Below are 17,626 nucleotides of genomic sequence, written 5' to 3'. Positions count from 1 at the left end.
AAACCACGTTTTTCGGGTGTTTGTTATCAGATTAGGGCGCTATTGGCGCCCTTGTCATATCAACGTTGTTCTTCCAGCATCAACGACCAATGAACATAGCTTTGCCAATGACTTTCCTGATCCAACAACTCTGCTCGTAGCGGGTGCTGTTCCAGCCAGCCTGGCGGCAGGATCACCGTCAGCTCATCATCATTATTGGCACGCAGGCGTACCGCCGGCAGCGTATCGTCGCGGCGACGGCTGGCAAAGATGATGGCCAGGCGTAAAATCCGGCATAAACGTTGAGCCGTACGCGGCGGCAGGGCGTTTTGCTGGCTCAGCAGTGGCAGATCGATAGTGTTGCTCTGGTTTTGCAGCAGGGTGGCCAGCAGTTTTTTCTGCGCCGGGGTGAAACCGGGTAAATCCAGATGGCGGATCAGGTAGGCGGCGTGTTGCGGTGCCTGTTTGAAATCAACGCTGAGGCCGATTTCGTGGATCAGACTGGCACTGTGCAATAACTCGCGACATCGCGCATCCAATTGCCATTCATTGCTCACCTGCTGCGAGAAGTTGGCGGCCAATTGGCTGACGCGCTCGGCTTGCTCGGTATCCAGCAGATAACGTCGTTGCAGGTTGCGAATGGTACGGCTGCGGATGTCCTGTTCGACTGGCAGATGCAGCATGCCATAGACCAGTCCTTCGCGCAGTGCGCCGCCGGCCAGCATCATGCTTTCGATGCCCAGCTCCTGGAAAATCGCCAGCAGGATCGATAGCCCGCTTGGAAACACCAGAGCGCGCTCCAGCGTCAGCCCTTCAATTTCCAACTCTTCCAGCTTGCCGCACTGAATGGCGCGCTGTTTCAATTGGCGCAGCTTGGACAGGGTGATACGTTCATCCATGCCCTGTGCCACCATGATTTCCTGCAGCGCCTGGACGGTGCCGGAAGCGCCGACGCAGATTTGCCAGCCGTGCTGACGCAGCTGTGGTGCGATGGGACGCACCATTTCACGCGCAGCCTGTTCGGCCCGCTCGAAATTCTCCAGCCCCAGATTGCGATCGCTGAAGAACCGCTCCAGCCAGGTGACACAACCCATCGACAGGCTGTACAGCTGAGCCGCCTGTGCGCCGGTACCGGTGACCAGTTCAGTGCTGCCGCCGCCGATATCGACCACTAAACGCTGGTCCGGACCGCCGGTGGTATGGGCAACGCCGTGGTAGATCAGCCGTGCTTCTTCCTCACCGCTGATCACCTGGATCGGGCAGCCGAGAATTTGCTCTGCGGTTTGCAGAAACTCATCGGCATTGGACGCCAGACGCAGCGTGGCCGTGGCGACCACGCGGATCTGTGCGCGTGGAATGTCCTGCAGGCGTTCGGAGAACAACTTCAGGCATTGCCAGCCGCGCTGCATGGCTTCATGCGACAGGAGATTGTTTTGATCCAGCCCGGCCGCCAGACGCACCTTGCGCTTGATGCGCGCCAAAGTCTGAATACTGCCGGCCACCTCGCGCACCACCAACATGTGGAAGCTGTTGGAGCCAAGGTCGATAGCGGCATAAAGTGCGCTGGAACTGAGCATGGTCTATCAGCCTGAACGTTTACGGTTATTGCGTGGCGCACCGCCACGACGTGGCGCGGAGTTACGGCGTGGGCCGTTGCCGCCGCGTGGGCGTGCCAGGCGTTTCGGTGCAGGCAGGTCACTCAATAATGCATCACTGTTGTACTTGCTCACCGGAATGCTATGGCCGGTATAAGTTTCGATCGCCGGCAGGTTGAGCGCGTATTCTTCGCAGGCCAGGCTGATGGAATGACCGCTTTCGCCGGCACGGCCGGTACGACCGATACGGTGAACGTAGTCTTCGCAGTCGTCAGGCAAGTCGTAGTTGAAAACGTGGGTAACCAATGGAATATGCAGGCCACGGGCGGCGACGTCGGTGGCGACCAGAATATCGAGGTTGCCCTTGGTGAAGTCATCGAGAATACGCAGGCGTTTTTTCTGCGCCACATCGCCGGTCAACAGGCCTACGCGGTGACCATCGGCAGCCAGATGGCCCCAAACGTCTTCACAGCGGTGCTTGGTGTTGGCGAAGATGATGCAGCGGTCAGGCCACTCTTCTTCGATCAACGTCTGCAGCAGACGCATTTTTTCTTCGTTGGACGGGTAGAACAATTCTTCTTTAATGCGGTGGCCGGTTTTCTGTTCCGGTTCCACTTCAACATATTCAGCGTTGTTCATCTGCTCGAAAGCCAGTTCGCGTACGCGATAGGACAGGGTGGCAGAGAACAGCATGTTCAGGCGTTGATCGACCGCAGGCATGCGGCGGAACAACCAGCGAATGTCTTTGATAAAGCCCAGATCGTACATGCGGTCGGCTTCATCCAGCACCACAACCTGGATCGCGCCCAGATCGATATAGTTCTGTTTGGCGTAATCAATTAAACGACCGGTAGTCCCCACCAGGATATCCACGCCGCTTTCCAGCACTTTCAGCTGTTTGTCGTAGCCATCGCCGCCGTACGCCAGACCCATTTTCAGGCCGGTGGATTGGGACAGGGCTTCCGCATCGGAGTGGATCTGCACCGCGAGTTCACGCGTTGGCGCCATGATCAAGGCGCGCGGCTGGTTGATCTTGCGATCCTGTTTCGCCGGGTGAGAAAGCAAATAGTGAAAAGTAGACGTTAAAAATGCCAACGTCTTTCCGGTACCGGTTTGCGCCTGACCTGCAACGTCACGCCCAGAGAGCGTGAGCGGCAATGCTAACGCCTGAATAGGCGTGCAATGTTGAAACCCTTTCTTTTCAAGGGCTTCAAGGACTAACGGGTGCAGGGCGAAGTCGGAAAACTTCTTTTCGGTCAAGTGTGTTTTGCTCATAGTGTGGTAGAATATCAGCTAACTATTGCTTTACGAAAGCGTATCCGGTGAAATAAAGTCACCTTAGGTTGGTTAATGCTACACCAACAAGGTAGACACAATCCTTTGGAGTAGAACATGAGCGATAAAATTATTCACCTGACTGACAGCAGCTTCGACACCGACGTGCTGAAAGCTGAAGGGCCAATCCTGGTCGATTTCTGGGCTGAATGGTGTGGGCCGTGCAAGATGATTGCTCCGATTCTGGATGAGATTGCCGATGAGTTCGAAGGCAAGCTGACCATCACCAAGCTGAATATCGACCAGAACCCGGCAACCGCACCCAAGTACGGTATCCGTGGTATCCCTACGCTGTTGCTGTTCAAGAACGGTGAAGTGGCCGCGACCAAGGTTGGTGCGCTGTCCAAAGGTCAGCTCAAAGATTTCCTTAACGCGAATCTGTAATCGGGCGGGAAGCCCTATACCCAATGGATGTGATGCGGCGGCTAAAAACGCTGTCGCGTGAGAGACAACGGGGATATACAGGCGTCTGGCGGGGATGTTCAATTCACCGCTAGACGCCTGCCAAGAAGCGTGCTAAGTTTAACCATACTGCATATAGAACTTGCCCGAAGTTTTAAATCTAAAGAGTCTAAATCTAAAGCTTTACTCTGTGTTGAACCGCTGGCGTTGAAAGAAAAAATGAACTCAGCCCGCGTTTTAGCAATCAAACGGTTTTGCAAAATCAATTTTAAGGTACCTTCGATCTTAAACCGTCAATGCGCGCGTCCTCTGTAAGCCATTTCTTACCGTGACGGCTCAGCGCCCGGTGATCGAACGTCCAGTAAACAGGCACGAATATCCAATGGATTTCAAGGTGTGGCCAGTCGGCAACCGAAAGCGTCTTCGCAGCTTAGTCCGCTAAGTTTTGGGATGAACAAGGGAAGCCAACGCAACCACCAGAAAGCCGGAAGAGATATCCCGCTGCCATACCATTCACGATGTAAGTTCGAGACATACCCCGAGTTTAAGAACCCACCACTATGAATCTTACCGAATTAAAGAATACGCCGGTTTCTGAGCTGATTACTCTCGGCGAAAATATGGGGCTGGAAAACCTTGCCCGCATGCGCAAGCAGGACATTATCTTCTCTATCCTTAAGCAACATGCAAAAAGTGGAGAAGATATCTTCGGCGATGGCGTGTTGGAGATATTGCAGGATGGATTTGGTTTCCTCCGTTCTGGAGACAGTTCCTACCTTGCAGGCCCCGACGACATCTACGTATCCCCTAGCCAAATCCGCCGTTTTAACCTCCGTACAGGTGACTCCGTTTCCGGTAAGATTCGTCCGCCAAAAGAAGGCGAGCGCTACTTTGCCCTGTTGAAAGTTAACGAAGTTAACTACGACAAACCGGAAAACGCCCGTAGCAAGATCCTGTTCGAAAACTTAACCCCACTGCATGCCAACTCCCGTCTGCGGATGGAACGTGGCAACGGCTCAACCGAAGACCTGACAGCACGCGTGCTGGACCTGGCTTCGCCGATTGGTCGTGGTCAGCGTGGTCTGATTGTTGCTCCGCCGAAAGCCGGTAAAACCATGCTGCTGCAGAACATTGCGCAGAGCATCGCTTACAACCATCCAGACTGCGTGCTGATGGTACTGCTGATTGACGAACGTCCGGAAGAAGTGACCGAGATGCAGCGTCTGGTGAAGGGCGAAGTTATCGCTTCTACCTTTGACGAGCCGGCATCTCGCCACGTTCAGGTTGCAGAAATGGTGATTGAGAAGGCCAAGCGCTTGGTTGAGCACAAGAAAGACGTGATCATCCTGCTTGACTCCATCACTCGTCTGGCGCGTGCCTACAACACCGTGGTACCGGCTTCTGGTAAAGTGTTGACCGGTGGTGTGGATGCCAATGCCTTGCATCGTCCCAAGCGTTTCTTCGGTGCGGCACGTAACGTTGAGGAAGGCGGCAGCCTGACCATCATCGCTACCGCACTGGTCGATACCGGGTCGAAAATGGACGAAGTTATCTACGAAGAGTTTAAAGGTACCGGCAACATGGAATTGCATCTGGCGCGTAAAATTGCCGAGAAGCGCGTATTCCCTGCTATCGACTACAACCGCTCTGGTACCCGTAAAGAAGAATTGCTCACCACCTCTGAAGAACTGCAGAAAATGTGGATCCTGCGTAAAATCATTCACCCGATGGGTGAGATTGATGCGATGGAATTCCTCATTAACAAGTTGGCCATGACCAAGACCAACGATGAATTCTTCGATATGATGAAGCGCTCATAATGACGATGCGCTCATAATTGAGTAAATATTCCAGGAACGCCACGCCTAGTCGTGGCGTTTTTTGCTTTTGGAAGATACGATAAGTAACAGAAATGGAAACGTAAGTTATTTTCGTGACTTACTGAGAATTCATCTTATTTGCGCTCGACGTTTTGTCGTTCGCGCATTGTTACTGCCGAAACAGTGGGCAAACACGGTGGAATAAGAATGAATGACTGTCGTCATAGGAAATGACTGAAAGGTAGCGGGATACCATGGCGCAACCTGTCGCCCGTGTTAAGCTGCCTTATCTTCTACAGAGATCTTGTTAACTGTGAACTTACTCACTATGAGTACTGAAATTCTATTTGTTTTCCTGTTTTCTTTGGCTTTTCTCTTTGTTGCCCGTAAAGCAGCAAAACGTATTGGTCTGGTTGATAAACCTAATTACCGTAAACGCCATCAGGGGCTGATCCCTCTGGTTGGGGGTATTTCTGTTTATGCCGGGCTGTGCTTTGCCTTCCTTATCTCTGACCAAACGATTGCGCATGGCAAACTCTACCTCGTCTGTGCCGGGATATTAGTGTTCGTCGGTGCTCTCGACGATCGTTTTGATATCAGCGTTAAAATTCGTGCGCTGGTTCAGGCACTGGTCGGTATCGCGATGATGGTTTTCGCCGGGCTTTACCTGCGCAGTTTTGGTCATGTGCTGGGCGATTGGGAAATGCTGCTGGGGCCGTTTGGCTATCTGGTCACGCTGTTTGCCGTCTGGGCAGCCATCAACGCCTTTAACATGGTTGACGGCATTGATGGTCTGCTGGGTGGGCTATCGTGCGTGTCTTTCGGTGCGCTGGGCGTATTGTTGTACCTGAGCGGCCATTCTGAACTGGCCTTCTGGTGCTTCGCAATGATTGCCGCCATCGTTCCTTATATTCTGCTTAACCTCGGCATTCTTGGCCGCCGATATAAAGTGTTTATGGGGGATGCTGGCAGCACGCTGATCGGTTTCACCGCCATTTGGCTCTTACTGCAAAGTTCGCAGGGCAAAGCTCACTCCATCAATCCGGTTACCGCGTTGTGGATTATTGCCATCCCGCTGATGGACATGATTGCGATCATGTACCGCCGTTTACGCAAAGGGATGAGCCCTTTCTCTCCAGACCGCCAACACATTCACCATTTGATTATGCGAGCGGGCTTTACGCCACGGCAGGCCTTCGTGTTGATTACCCTGGCGGCAGCCTTGCTGGCGGCCATCGGCGTGCTTGGCGAACGCCTTACTTTTATCCCTGAATGGGTTATGTTGGCATTATTCTTGCTTGCCTTCTTCTTATACGGTTACTGCATTAAACGCGCCTGGCGTGTTGCACGTTACATTAAGCGTATCAAGCGTCGTCTGCGGCGTTCGAACGGCAATAAGCAAGTATCTTAACCAGAGGCTTTTGGGCAGTGATGAATCCAGAAACAAGGTCTGACAAGAATATCCCGGCGGTGGATAACGAACTCGATATTCGCGGCCTGTGCTGCACCCTGTGGCGTGGTAAGCCATGGATTATCGGTATTGCGGTTTTATTCGCCGCGGTTGCATTGATGGTTTCCTACCTGGTGAAACAGGAGTGGAGTGCGACGGCGATTACCGACCGGCCAACTGTGAATGCGTTGGGGGGGTATTATTCCCAGCAACAATTCCTGCGTAATCTGGATGTGCGGACCATACCGGCCGCCAGCACCGATCAACCCGGCATTGCTGACGAAGCCTATAATGAATTTATTATGCAGTTGGCGGCCTACGATACGCGTCGTGATTTCTGGCTGCAGAGCGATTATTACAAGCAGCGCCAGGAAGGCGATGCCGCTGCCGATGCGGCCTTGCTCGACGAACTGATCAACAACATTCAGTTCACGCCGCGTGATGATAAAAAAGTGCCGAACGACGGCGTGAAGCTGACGGCGGAAACGGCAGCCGATGCCAACCGTCTGTTACGTCAATATGTGGCGTTCGCCAGTCACCGGGCGGCGCAACATTTGAACGAAGAGATCCAGGGTGCCTGGGCGGCACGTACCACCTCGATGAAGGCGCAGGTCAAGCGTCAGGAAGCGGTGGCGGCGGCAGTGTATAAGCGTGAATTGAATACCATTCAACAGGCACTGAAAATTGCTGAAACGCAGGGTATCAGCCGGACTCAGACCGATACGCCGGCAGAGCAACTGCCGGACTCCGACCTGTTCCTGCTGGGTAAACCTATGCTGCAGGCGCGTTTGGAAGGGTTACAGGCTTCAGGGCCAACCTTCGATCTCGATTACGATCAAAATCGTGCGATGCTGTCGACATTGAACGTTGGCCCGACGTTGGACGAGAAATTTCAGACTTACCGCTATTTGCGGACCCCGGAAGAACCGGTAAAACGTGATAGCCCACGGCGGATATTCTGGTTGATCATGTGGGGCGCGATGGGCGCTTTGGTTGGCGCAGGTGTTGCCCTGGTGCGTCGGCCGCGTAATTAAAAATAATATAATAATTCGCTGAAGGGCGCGTAAGCGCCCAATTCGCAGGTACGCCTGCGGTTAACCGACCAAAAGAGATTCGCTGTGAAAGTGTTGACTGTTTTCGGCACCAGACCTGAAGCCATCAAAATGGCTCCGCTGGTACATGCCCTGGCTCAGGATGAAGCCTTTGAATCAAGAGTCTGCGTTACGGCACAACATCGTGAGATGTTGGATCAGGTATTGCGGTTATTTGAGATAGTGCCTGATTACGACCTGAACATCATGAAGCCCGGCCAGGGATTGAGTGAGATCACCTGCCGTATTCTGGAAGGCCTGAAAGGCGTTCTTGAAGAATTCAAACCGGACGTGGTGCTGGTTCATGGTGATACCACCACCACACTGGCGACCAGTTTGGCGGCGTTTTACCAGCGTATTCCTGTTGGGCACGTAGAGGCAGGTCTGCGCACCGGCGATCTTTACTCCCCGTGGCCGGAAGAGGCTAACCGCAAGCTGACCGGTCATCTGGCGATGTATCATTTTGCCCCGACGGAAAATTCGCGCCAGAACCTGTTGCGCGAATTGATACCGGACGATCATATCTTCGTCACCGGCAATACGGTGATTGACGCACTGTTCTGGGTACGCGATCGGGTGATGGGTGATGCTGCATTGCATGACAGCCTGTCACAGCGTTATCCGTTCCTGGATGCCGACAAAAAATTGATCCTGGTGACCGGCCACCGTCGTGAAAGTTTTGGTGGCGGGTTTGAGCGGATTTGCAGTGCGCTGGCAGAAATTGCCCGCACTCATTCTGATGCCCAAGTGGTGTATCCGGTGCATCTCAATCCCAACGTCAGTGAGCCGGTCAACCGCATTCTGAAAGGGATTGATAACATCATCCTGATCGACCCGCAGGATTACTTGCCCTTTGTGTACCTGATGGCTAACGCTTATATGATCCTGACCGACTCGGGCGGTATTCAGGAAGAGGCGCCGTCATTGGGTAAACCGGTGCTGGTCATGCGCGACACCACCGAACGGCCTGAAGCCGTCGATTCGGGCACGGTGCGTCTGGTGGGAACCGACGTAGCCAAAATAGTTGATGCGGTGACCCGGTTGCTGACGGACGAAGACGAATATCACGCCATGAGTCGGGCGCATAACCCTTACGGTGACGGGCATGCCTGCCAACGTATTCTCGAAGCTTTGAAGAATCATCAGGTGACACTATGAGTTTTAACACTATTTCGGTTATCGGCCTGGGTTATATCGGTCTGCCAACGGCGGCGGCGTTTGCCTCCCGCAAGAAAAAAGTGGTGGGCGTAGATGTTAACCAACATGCGGTAGATACCATTAATCGCGGCGCGATCCACATCGTTGAACCCGATCTGGATAAAGTGGTTAAAGACGCGGTAGACGGCGGCTATCTGCAGGCGGTGACCCGACCTCTGGCGGCAGATGCTTTCCTGATCGCGGTACCAACGCCGTTTAAAGGCGACCATGAGCCGGATCTGGCCTATGTCGAAGCCGCAGCCAAATCTCTGGCACCGGTGCTGAAAAAGGGCGACCTGGTTATTCTGGAGTCCACCTCTCCGGTCGGCGCCACCGAGCAGATGGCGCAGTGGCTGGCCGAGGCGCGCAGCGATCTCAGCTTCCCGCAGCAGGCTGGTGAAGCCGCTGATGTGAACATTGCTTATTGCCCAGAGCGCGTTTTGCCAGGGCAGGTGATGGTTGAGCTGATTCAGAACGATCGTGTTATTGGCGGCATGACGCCAAAATGTTCGGAGCGCGCTAGCGCGTTGTACAAGATTTTCCTCGAAGGCGAGTGTGTGATTACCAATTCCCGCACTGCGGAGATGTGCAAACTCACCGAAAATAGCTTCCGTGATGTGAACATCGCCTTTGCCAACGAACTGTCGTTGATTTGTGCCGATCAGGGGATCAATGTCTGGGAGCTTATTCGCTTGGCCAACCGCCATCCGCGGGTGAATATCCTGCAGCCAGGCCCTGGCGTCGGCGGCCACTGCATTGCGGTCGATCCTTGGTTTATTGTGTCGCAAAACCCGCAGCAGGCACGTTTGATTCATACTGCGCGTCTGGTGAATGACGGAAAACCTTTGTGGGTGGTTGATCGCGTGAAAGCGGCCGTTGCCGACTGTCTGGCGGCGACCGACAAGCGTGCCTCAGAAGTGAAAATTGCCTGCTTTGGTTTGGCCTTCAAACCGAATATCGACGATCTGCGCGAAAGTCCGGCGGTGGAAGTCGCACACCTGATTGCCGATTGGCACGTGGGCGAGACGCTGGTCGTTGAGCCAAACGTGGAGCAACTGCCGAAATCGCTGGCTGGCCACGTGACGCTGAAAGAGTTGCCAGAAGCGTTGCAGCAGGCGGATGTGATAGTGATGCTGGTCGACCATAAGCAATTCAAGGCAATCAAGCCGGAAGAGATCACGCATTCCTGGGTTGTGGATACCAAAGGGGTTTGGCGTTGAAACGTATTTTAGTCACTGGAGGCGCCGGCTTTATTGGCTCTGCGGTCGTGAGGCATATTATCGAAGCCACGCAGGACAGCGTCCTGGTACTGGATAAGCTCACCTACGCGGGCAATCTGGAGTCGCTTTCGGTGGTGGCCGACAACCCACGCTATTCGTTTGAACAGGTGGATATCTGCGATCGCGCGGCGTTGGATCGGGTGTTTGCCGAGTACCAGCCAGACGTGATCATGCATCTGGCGGCAGAAAGCCACGTTGACCGTTCTATCGACGGCCCGGCGGCATTTATTGAAACCAACGTGGTGGGTACTTACACCATGCTGGAGGCGGCCCGCCATTATTGGCAGCCGCTGGACGCGAAGAAAAAGCAGAGCTTCCGCTTCCATCACATTTCCACCGACGAAGTGTACGGCGATCTGCACGGCACGGACGATTTGTTCACCGAAACCACGCCTTACTCGCCAAGTAGCCCGTATTCGGCCTCGAAGGCTTCCAGCGATCACCTGGTTCGCGCCTGGCTGCGTACTTATGGCCTGCCGACGCTGGTCACCAATTGTTCCAATAACTACGGCCCCTATCACTTCCCTGAGAAACTGATCCCGTTGGTGATCCTCAATGCCGTTGCCGGTAAACCCTTGCCGGTGTATGGCGATGGGGCGCAGGTGCGTGATTGGCTGTATGTGGAAGACCACGCTCGTGCGTTGTACCAGGTGGTTACCGAAGGTGTGGTTGGCGAAACCTACAATATTGGCGGCCACAACGAGCGCAAGAATATTGAGGTGGTACAAACTATCTGCGATCTGCTGGAAGAGTTGGCTCCGAACAAGCCACAGGGCGTTGTGAAATACCGCGACCTGATTACTTACGTCAAGGATCGTCCAGGCCATGATATGCGCTACGCGATCGATGCCGGAAAAATTGACCGGGAGCTGGGCTGGCATCCGCAGGAAACCTTTGAAAGCGGCATCCGCAAAACGGTTTCCTGGTATCTGAACAATGAAACCTGGTGGCGTCGCGTTCAGGACGGTTCCTATGCGGGTGAACGTTTAGGTTTATCCGACTAAATTTAGCTGGGCTGCCGTTCGAATGGTGGCCCTGTGGATTCTGGAGTGAGTATGAAAGGTATTATTCTGGCGGGCGGTTCCGGCACACGCTTACATCCGATTACCCGCGGCGTATCCAAGCAGCTATTACCTATTTACGACAAGCCGATGATTTATTATCCGCTGTCAGTTTTGATGCTGGCGGGGATCCGCGACATTTTAATCATCTCTACCCCAGAAGATTTGCCCTCATTCAAACGCTTATTGGGCAGCGGCGAAGAGTTCGGCATTAACCTCAGCTATGCCGAACAACCCAGGCCCGACGGCCTGGCACAGGCGTTTCTGATTGGTGAGGAATTCCTCGCCGGTGAGCCGAGCTGTCTGGTTCTGGGCGACAATATCTACTTTGGCCAAGGCTTTAGTCCTAAATTGAAAACGGTTGCCGCCCGTACGCAGGGCGCTACCGTGTTCGGTTATCAGGTCATGGATCCCGAGCGCTTTGGCGTGGTGGAGTTTGATGATAATTTCCGCGCGCTGTCGATCGAAGAAAAGCCGAAAGCGCCTAAATCCAATTGGGCGGTGACTGGGCTGTATTTCTATGACAGCCAAGTAGTGGAGCTCGCCAAACAGGTGAAACCTTCGGAGCGCGGCGAGCTGGAGATCACCAGCATTAACCAGATGTATCTGGAGCGTGGTGAACTGACCGTTGAACTGTTGGGACGTGGCTTCGCCTGGCTGGATACCGGCACCCATGACAGCCTGCTGGAAGCCAGCAGCTTTGTGCAAACGGTGGAAAAGCGTCAGGGCTTTAAAATTGCCTGTCTGGAAGAAATTGCCTGGCGTAACGGCTGGCTGGACGATGAGGGCGTGAAGCGCGCCGCACAATCGTTGCTGAAAACCGGTTACGGAAAATACCTGCTGGATTTGTTACATGCCCGTCCACGCCAGTATTGAGCCATTAGCCTGGGAAACAGAGTTTTTCGCCCTTAATAGCGCCAAACTCAACTTCTCTACGGCGGCTCCTATGCTCACCGAGACTGAACTGGATGCCTACGCATTGGTGCAGGCCAAAATTCCGGCGCATCACACTGCTTTGGTGGACGGTTTGACCCGTTTGGACTTCCAACTGGTTGAGGGGGAAGTCGATCTGGTGCTAAATATCGGCACGGAATGTGCATCATCCCATACTGTGCCGATGCAGGCCACTCGCCCGGCGGTGCTGGCAGATATCCCGATGCTGCGTGCAGCGGCGGCCAGCGTGTTCACCGCCAGCCGTTTCCGCGCCCCCTGGTATCACACCCAAGATAGCGGCCGCTTTTATGCTGAATGGATCGAAAAGGCGGTATTGGGGACCTTTGACCATCAATGCCTGCTGGTACTCGACGATACCGGGCAGACAGAAGGCTTTGTCAGCCTGCGTGAGCTGGGTGGCCAGGAGGCCCGAATCGGCCTGCTGGCGGCGTTCCCCGGCGCGGCAGGCAAAGGAATTGGCTCGCGACTGATGGCGGCAGCCATTGCAGAGTGCCAGCAAAGGGCGCTGCAGCGCCTACGGGTTGCGACCCAGTTCGGTAACATTGCCGCACTGCGGCTCTATCAACGACAGGGTGCTGTTATTGAAAGCACCTCGTACTGGTTATACAGAGGAAGACATGATCCCATTTAACGCTCCACCGGTTGTTGGCACTGAACTTGACTATATGCAGGCTGCAATGAGCAGTGGCAAGCTGTGCGGTGACGGTGGCTTTACCCGTCGTTGCCAGCAGTGGATGGAGCAGCGGTTTGGCAGCCCGAAGGTGCTGTTGACGCCGTCCTGTACCGCCTCGCTGGAGATGGCAGCGATCCTGCTGGATATTCAGCCGGGCGATGAAGTGATCATGCCGAGCTTCACCTTTGTTTCAACCGCCAATGCTTTTGTGTTGCGTGGTGCCACCGTAGTGTTTGTTGACCTGCGTCCTGACACTATGAACATCGATGAAAGCAAGATTGAAGCGGCCATCACCGATAAGACCCGTGCCATTGTACCGGTGCATTACGCCGGTGTTGCCTGCGAGATGGACACCATCATGGCGCTGGCGGAAAAGTACAAATTATATGTTGTTGAAGATGCCGCGCAGGGCGTGATGTCCACCTACAAGGGGAAAGCGCTGGGGACCATCGGTCATATTGGATGCTTTAGCTTTCACGAAACCAAAAACTACACCGCAGGTGGTGAGGGCGGCGCCACGCTGATTAACGATCCGGCGCTGATTGATCGGGCGGAAGTCATTCGCGAGAAAGGCACCAACCGCAGCCAGTTCTTCCGCGGCCAGGTGGACAAATACACCTGGCGCGATATCGGCTCCAGCTATCTGATGTCAGATCTGCAGGCCGCTTATCTGTGGGGGCAACTGGAAGCCGCCGAAGCTATCAACCAACGTCGTCTGGCGCTGTGGCAACAGTATTACGACAGCCTGCTGCCGTTAGCCGATGCGGGCCGTATCGAGCTGCCAAGTATCCCGGCGGACTGTGTGCAGAATGCTCATATGTTCTATATCAAACTGCGCGATATTGAAGACCGTACGGCGTTTATCGATTACATGAAAGAAGCCGAAATCATGACGGTATTCCATTACATTCCGCTGCATGATTGCCCGGCGGGCGATCGTTTCGGCCGCTTTGCCGGTGAAGATCGCTTTACCAGCCAGGAGAGCGCGCGATTGGTACGTTTGCCGTTGTTCTACAATATGACTGATGTCACTCAGCGCACGGTGATCAATACCATTCTCAGCTTCTTCGCCTGATATGTCGCTGGCAAAAGCATCGATTTGGACCGCCGGCTCTACGCTTATCAAGATTGGCGTGGGGCTGTTGGTGGTGAAACTGCTGGCGGTGGCCTTTGGCCCCAGCGGCGTAGGGCAGGCGGGTAACTTCCGTCAGTTGATTACCGTGCTGGGCGTGCTGTCCGGTGCCGGGATTTTTAACGGCATCACAAAATACGTTGCCGAATACCATCAGGAGCCGCAGAGGTTGCGGCTGGCTGTTGGCACTGCGTCGACTATTGTGCTGGGGTTTTCTACGCTGTTGGCGCTGGTGTTCTTGTTCGCGGCCAAACCTATCAGCGTCGGGCTATTTGGCCATGCTGATTATGTCGGCGTGGTGCGGGCGGTGGCGTTTATTCAGATGGGTATTGCTTACGCCAACCTGTTTATGGCGGTGCTGAAGGGCTACCGCGATGCGATGGGCAACGCACTGTCGGTGATTGGCGGCAGCCTGATTGGCGTGGTGGCCTACTACCTGTGCTTCAGGCTGGGTGGTTATGAAGGTGCCCTTGCAGGGTTGGCGCTGGTCCCGGCATTGGTGGTGTTTCCCGCCGGTTTTATGTTGTGGCGACGCAAAACCCTGCCGCTGAGCTATTTGGCGCTGGCATGGGACAAGACGCTGGCCAGCCATCTCGGCAAGTTCACCATTATGGCGCTGATCACCTCAGTAACGCTGCCAGTGGCCTATGTGATGATGCGTAACCTGCTGGCAAGCCATTACAGCTGGGAAGAGGTGGGGATTTGGCAGGGCGTCAGCAGCATTTCCGACGCGTATCTGCAGTTTATTACCGCCTCGTTTACCGTCTATCTGCTGCCAACGCTGTCGCGGTTAAAGGAAAAAAGCGCTATCTCGCAGGAGATTGTGCGCTCACTAAAATTTGTGCTGCCTGCGGTGGCGGCAGCAAGTTTCACGGTCTGGTTACTACGCGATTTCGCCATCTGGTTGCTGTTTACGGACAAGTTTGTCGCGATGCGCGACCTGTTCGCCTGGCAACTGGTGGGAGATGTGCTGAAGGTGGGCGCTTATGTATTTGGCTATCTGGTTATTGCCAAGGCGTCGCTGCGTTTTTATATCCTGACCGAAGTCAGCCAGTTCCTGCTGTTGACGCTGTTCTCGCATTGGTTGATCCCTTTGCACGGCGCGCTGGGTGCGGCACAGGCCTACATGGCAACCTACATCGTGTATTTCACGCTCTGTAGCTGCGTATTTATTCTTTATCGTAGACGAGTATGACTACACTGATTCACGTACTGGGATCTGACATCCCGCATCACAACCAGACGGTGCTGCGTTTCTTCAACGACGTGTTGGCGAAGCGACTGCCGTCCGATCAGACACGCCATTTCATGGTGGCTGCCAAAGATGCCGCTGCGTTAGGGGCGTTCCCTGAACTGAACCTTGAATGTCATCCGGATAAAAAAAGCCTGGCGATGGCGGTTATAGCCCGTGCACAGGCCGATCGCGACCAGCGTTTCTTCTTCCATGGGCAGTTTAACCCGACATTGTGGTTGGCATTGCTGAGCGGCAAAATCAAAGCCCATCAGGTCAGCTGGCATATCTGGGGCGCGGACCTGTATGAAGACGCCACCAGTTGGAAATTCCGCCTGTTCTATTTGCTGCGCCGAATTGCACAAGGCCGTGTCGGACGCGTATTCGCTACCCGTGGTGATGTGATCCATTATCAACAGCGGCATGCACGTGTACCGGCCTCCCTGCTGTATTTCCCTACGCGGATGGATCCGGCGTTGACCGGTATCAGCGTAGAGAAAAATATGGCCGGGCCGATGACCATTCTGGTGGGTAACTCCGGCGATCGCACCAACCGGCACGTTGAGGCACTGAAAGCGATTCATCAACAGTTTGGTGCGGATGTGCGCGTGATCCTGCCGATGGGCTATCCGGCCAACAACGAGGCTTATATTGATCAGGTCCGCACTGCCGGGCTGGCGTTGTTCAGTGCCAGGAACCTGCAAGTGCTGACGCAGCAGGTGGCGTTCGACGACTACCTGAACATTCTGCGCGAGTGCGATCTCGGCTACTTTATCTTTAACCGCCAGCAGGGTATCGGCACGCTTTGCCTGCTGATCCAGTTTGGCGTGCCGTTCGTGCTGAGCCGGCAGAACCCGTTCTGGCAGGATCTGGCGGAGCAGCATCTGCCGGTGCTGTTCTACGGTGATTCGCTGGATGAGGCGGTAGTGCGTGAAGCGCAGCGCCAACTGGCGTCAGTGGACAAGCAGACGATCGCTTTCTTTAATCCCAACTACGTTAATGGCTGGCAACAGGCATTAGCCCTGGCGGCAGGGGACAATTCATGACGCTGGCGCAATTTGGCGGGTTATTTATCGTCTACCTGATGGGCACGTTGTTTGTTCTGACGTTGACCTATCAGGAGTTTCGGCGCGTCCGCTTTAACTTCAACGTCTTCTTTTCATTGTTGTATTTGTTGACGTTTTACTTCGGCTTCCCGCTGACCTGCCTGCTGGTTTTTCAGTTTGATGTCGAGGTGGTGCCGGTGGAGTTCCTGCTGTACGCCATCCTCTCGGCCACCGCGTTTTATGCGATTTACTACGTCAGCTATAAAACCCGGTTGCGTAAGCGTAGCGTGCAACCGCGTAAACCGGTATTCAGCATGAATCGGGTTGAAACCCATCTGACTTGGATTTTACTGGCATTGGTGGCGATCGTTACCGTCGGCATTTTCTTTCTGCAAAACGGTTTCCTGCTGTTCAAGCTCAACTCATACAGCCAGATTTTCTCCAGTGACGTGTTGGGCGTAGCGCTCAAACGGTTCTTCTATTTCTTCATTCCGGCGATGCTGGTGGTGTATTTCCTGAAGCAGGATCTGCGAGCCTGGTTTTTTTTCCTGGCGACGACGGTGGCTTTTGGCATCCTCACCTATGTGATTGTCGGCGGCACCCGCGCCAATATTATTATCGCCTTCTCGCTATTCCTGTTTATCGGTATCGTGCGCGGCTGGATCTCGTTGTGGATGCTGGTGGCAGCCGGGGTGTTCGGCATTGTCGGCATGTTCTGGCTGGCGTTAAAGCGTTACAGTCTGGACGTCAGTGGCCCTGAGGCGTTTTATACCTTCCTCTATCTGACGCGCGACACCTTCTCGCCGTGGGAAAATTTGGCGTTGCTGCTGCAAAACTACGACAAGATTGATTTCCAGGGGCTGGCGCCGATAGTGCGTGATTTCTATGTGTTTATCCCGAGCTGGCTTTGGCCGGGCCGACCGGACACGGTGCTTAATACCGCCAACTATTTCACCTGGGAAGTGCTGGATAACCATTCCGGCCTGGCAATCTCACCGACGCTGATCGGTTCGCTGGTGGTGATGGGCGGCGCGTTGTTCATTCCTGTCGGCGCGGTGCTGGTGGGTATGATCATCAAATGGTTCGACTGGCTGTATGAGATGGGCAAAAGCGAGTCGAACCCTTATAAAGCCGCCATATTGCAGGGCTTCTGCTTTGGCGCGGTATTCAACATCATCGTATTGGCGCGAGAAGGGGTGGATTCCTTTGTCTCGCGGGTGGTGTTCTTCTGCCTCGTTTTCGGCACCTGTTTGCTGATGGCAAAATTGCTGTACTGGCTGTTTGATACTGCCGGATTGATTAAGGCGCGAGTGCTGCGTTCACGAACGCTGACACCGCCTGCTTCGTCTGTGCGGGCCGATGGCCTTTTGTAAGGGTAAT

Annotated in this window: 15 protein-coding genes; 13 read left to right on the top strand and 2 right to left on the bottom strand. The window is 54.4% G+C overall.

Annotation, left to right across the window (positions count from 1 at the left end; translation table 11 throughout):
• Window positions 1–59: 59 nt before the first annotated feature.
• Both ppx and rhlB read right to left on the bottom strand, forming a co-directional pair.
• Window positions 60–1,556 (bottom strand): exopolyphosphatase, encoded by a 1,497-nt coding sequence (gene ppx, locus ACUTQ5_RS17185; RefSeq protein WP_445652227.1) that lies wholly within the window; start codon window positions 1,554–1,556, stop codon window positions 60–62.
• A 6-nt stretch (window positions 1,557–1,562) separates the two neighbouring features.
• Complete coding sequence (gene rhlB, locus ACUTQ5_RS17180; protein ID WP_445652226.1) at window positions 1,563–2,849, bottom strand: ATP-dependent RNA helicase RhlB; 1,287 nt, start codon at window positions 2,847–2,849, stop codon at window positions 1,563–1,565.
• A 117-nt stretch (window positions 2,850–2,966) separates the two neighbouring features.
• Between rhlB and trxA the strand changes: the two genes are divergently transcribed.
• From trxA to wzyE, 13 genes are all read left to right on the top strand, one after another.
• On the top strand, window positions 2,967–3,293 hold the full coding sequence (trxA, locus tag ACUTQ5_RS17175) for a thioredoxin TrxA (protein ID WP_445652225.1): 327 nt from the start codon (window positions 2,967–2,969) through the stop codon (window positions 3,291–3,293).
• A gap of 578 nt (window positions 3,294–3,871) precedes the next feature.
• On the top strand, window positions 3,872–5,131 hold the full coding sequence (gene rho / locus ACUTQ5_RS17170) for a transcription termination factor Rho (protein ID WP_004950874.1): 1,260 nt from the start codon (window positions 3,872–3,874) through the stop codon (window positions 5,129–5,131).
• Window positions 5,132–5,444: 313 nt separating this feature from the next.
• Entirely contained in the window at window positions 5,445–6,542 is a 1,098-nt protein-coding gene (gene wecA, locus ACUTQ5_RS17165) for a UDP-N-acetylglucosamine--undecaprenyl-phosphate N-acetylglucosaminephosphotransferase (protein WP_445652224.1), read from the top strand.
• 20 nt (window positions 6,543–6,562) lie between these two features.
• On the top strand, window positions 6,563–7,615 hold the full coding sequence (wzzE, locus tag ACUTQ5_RS17160) for an ECA polysaccharide chain length modulation protein (RefSeq protein WP_445652257.1): 1,053 nt from the start codon (window positions 6,563–6,565) through the stop codon (window positions 7,613–7,615).
• Between the two features lie 84 nt (window positions 7,616–7,699).
• Window positions 7,700–8,830, top strand: a complete 1,131-nt coding sequence (gene wecB / locus ACUTQ5_RS17155) for a non-hydrolyzing UDP-N-acetylglucosamine 2-epimerase (protein ID WP_261093006.1) — start codon at window positions 7,700–7,702, stop codon at window positions 8,828–8,830.
• On the top strand, window positions 8,827–10,089 hold the full coding sequence (gene wecC, locus ACUTQ5_RS17150) for a UDP-N-acetyl-D-mannosamine dehydrogenase (protein ID WP_445652223.1): 1,263 nt from the start codon (window positions 8,827–8,829) through the stop codon (window positions 10,087–10,089). Before wecB ends, wecC begins: the two co-directional genes overlap by 4 nt.
• Complete coding sequence (gene rffG / locus ACUTQ5_RS17145; protein WP_445652222.1) at window positions 10,086–11,153, top strand: dTDP-glucose 4,6-dehydratase; 1,068 nt, start codon at window positions 10,086–10,088, stop codon at window positions 11,151–11,153. The genes wecC and rffG overlap by 4 nt, the downstream gene beginning before the upstream one ends.
• 51 nt (window positions 11,154–11,204) lie before the next feature.
• Window positions 11,205–12,086, top strand: coding sequence for a glucose-1-phosphate thymidylyltransferase RfbA (rfbA, locus tag ACUTQ5_RS17140; protein WP_445652221.1), 882 nt, complete (start codon window positions 11,205–11,207; stop codon window positions 12,084–12,086).
• Window positions 12,064–12,795 carry a dTDP-4-amino-4,6-dideoxy-D-galactose acyltransferase gene (gene rffC / locus ACUTQ5_RS17135; RefSeq protein ID WP_445652220.1) on the top strand — a complete coding sequence of 244 codons (732 nt, stop codon included), beginning with the start codon at window positions 12,064–12,066 and terminating at the stop codon, window positions 12,793–12,795. Before rfbA ends, rffC begins: the two co-directional genes overlap by 23 nt.
• Entirely contained in the window at window positions 12,782–13,912 is a 1,131-nt protein-coding gene (gene rffA, locus ACUTQ5_RS17130; RefSeq protein WP_445652219.1) for a dTDP-4-amino-4,6-dideoxygalactose transaminase, read from the top strand. Before rffC ends, rffA begins: the two co-directional genes overlap by 14 nt.
• A 1-nt stretch (window position 13,913) precedes the next feature.
• On the top strand, window positions 13,914–15,164 hold the full coding sequence (wzxE, locus tag ACUTQ5_RS17125; RefSeq protein WP_445652218.1) for a lipid III flippase WzxE: 1,251 nt from the start codon (window positions 13,914–13,916) through the stop codon (window positions 15,162–15,164).
• Complete coding sequence (locus tag ACUTQ5_RS17120) at window positions 15,161–16,246, top strand: TDP-N-acetylfucosamine:lipid II N-acetylfucosaminyltransferase (RefSeq protein WP_445652217.1); 1,086 nt, start codon at window positions 15,161–15,163, stop codon at window positions 16,244–16,246. Before wzxE ends, ACUTQ5_RS17120 begins: the two co-directional genes overlap by 4 nt.
• Window positions 16,243–17,619 carry an ECA oligosaccharide polymerase gene (gene wzyE, locus ACUTQ5_RS17115; protein ID WP_445652216.1) on the top strand — a complete coding sequence of 459 codons (1,377 nt, stop codon included), beginning with the start codon at window positions 16,243–16,245 and terminating at the stop codon, window positions 17,617–17,619. The genes ACUTQ5_RS17120 and wzyE overlap by 4 nt, the downstream gene beginning before the upstream one ends.
• Window positions 17,620–17,626: the final 7 nt, after the last annotated feature.

Source organism: Serratia sp. NA_112.1 (assembly GCF_052691715.1).
Note: the sequence above shows the minus strand (reverse complement) of the source record. Positions and strands in the feature narration are given on the sequence as shown.

Coding starts and splice junctions, on each gene's coding strand:
- rhlB (WP_445652226.1), bottom strand. CDS start 2,849: ATGAGCAAAACACACTTGACCGAAAAGAAGTTTTCCGACTTCGCCCTG.
- wzxE (WP_445652218.1), top strand. CDS start 13,914: ATGTCGCTGGCAAAAGCATCGATTTGGACCGCCGGCTCTACGCTTATC.
- rfbA (WP_445652221.1), top strand. CDS start 11,205: ATGAAAGGTATTATTCTGGCGGGCGGTTCCGGCACACGCTTACATCCG.
- trxA (WP_445652225.1), top strand. CDS start 2,967: ATGAGCGATAAAATTATTCACCTGACTGACAGCAGCTTCGACACCGAC.
- rffC (WP_445652220.1), top strand. CDS start 12,064: ATGCCCGTCCACGCCAGTATTGAGCCATTAGCCTGGGAAACAGAGTTT.
- rffA (WP_445652219.1), top strand. CDS start 12,782: ATGATCCCATTTAACGCTCCACCGGTTGTTGGCACTGAACTTGACTAT.
- ACUTQ5_RS17120 (WP_445652217.1), top strand. CDS start 15,161: ATGACTACACTGATTCACGTACTGGGATCTGACATCCCGCATCACAAC.
- wzyE (WP_445652216.1), top strand. CDS start 16,243: ATGACGCTGGCGCAATTTGGCGGGTTATTTATCGTCTACCTGATGGGC.
- ppx (WP_445652227.1), bottom strand. CDS start 1,556: ATGCTCAGTTCCAGCGCACTTTATGCCGCTATCGACCTTGGCTCCAAC.
- rho (WP_004950874.1), top strand. CDS start 3,872: ATGAATCTTACCGAATTAAAGAATACGCCGGTTTCTGAGCTGATTACT.
- wecC (WP_445652223.1), top strand. CDS start 8,827: ATGAGTTTTAACACTATTTCGGTTATCGGCCTGGGTTATATCGGTCTG.
- wzzE (WP_445652257.1), top strand. CDS start 6,563: ATGAATCCAGAAACAAGGTCTGACAAGAATATCCCGGCGGTGGATAAC.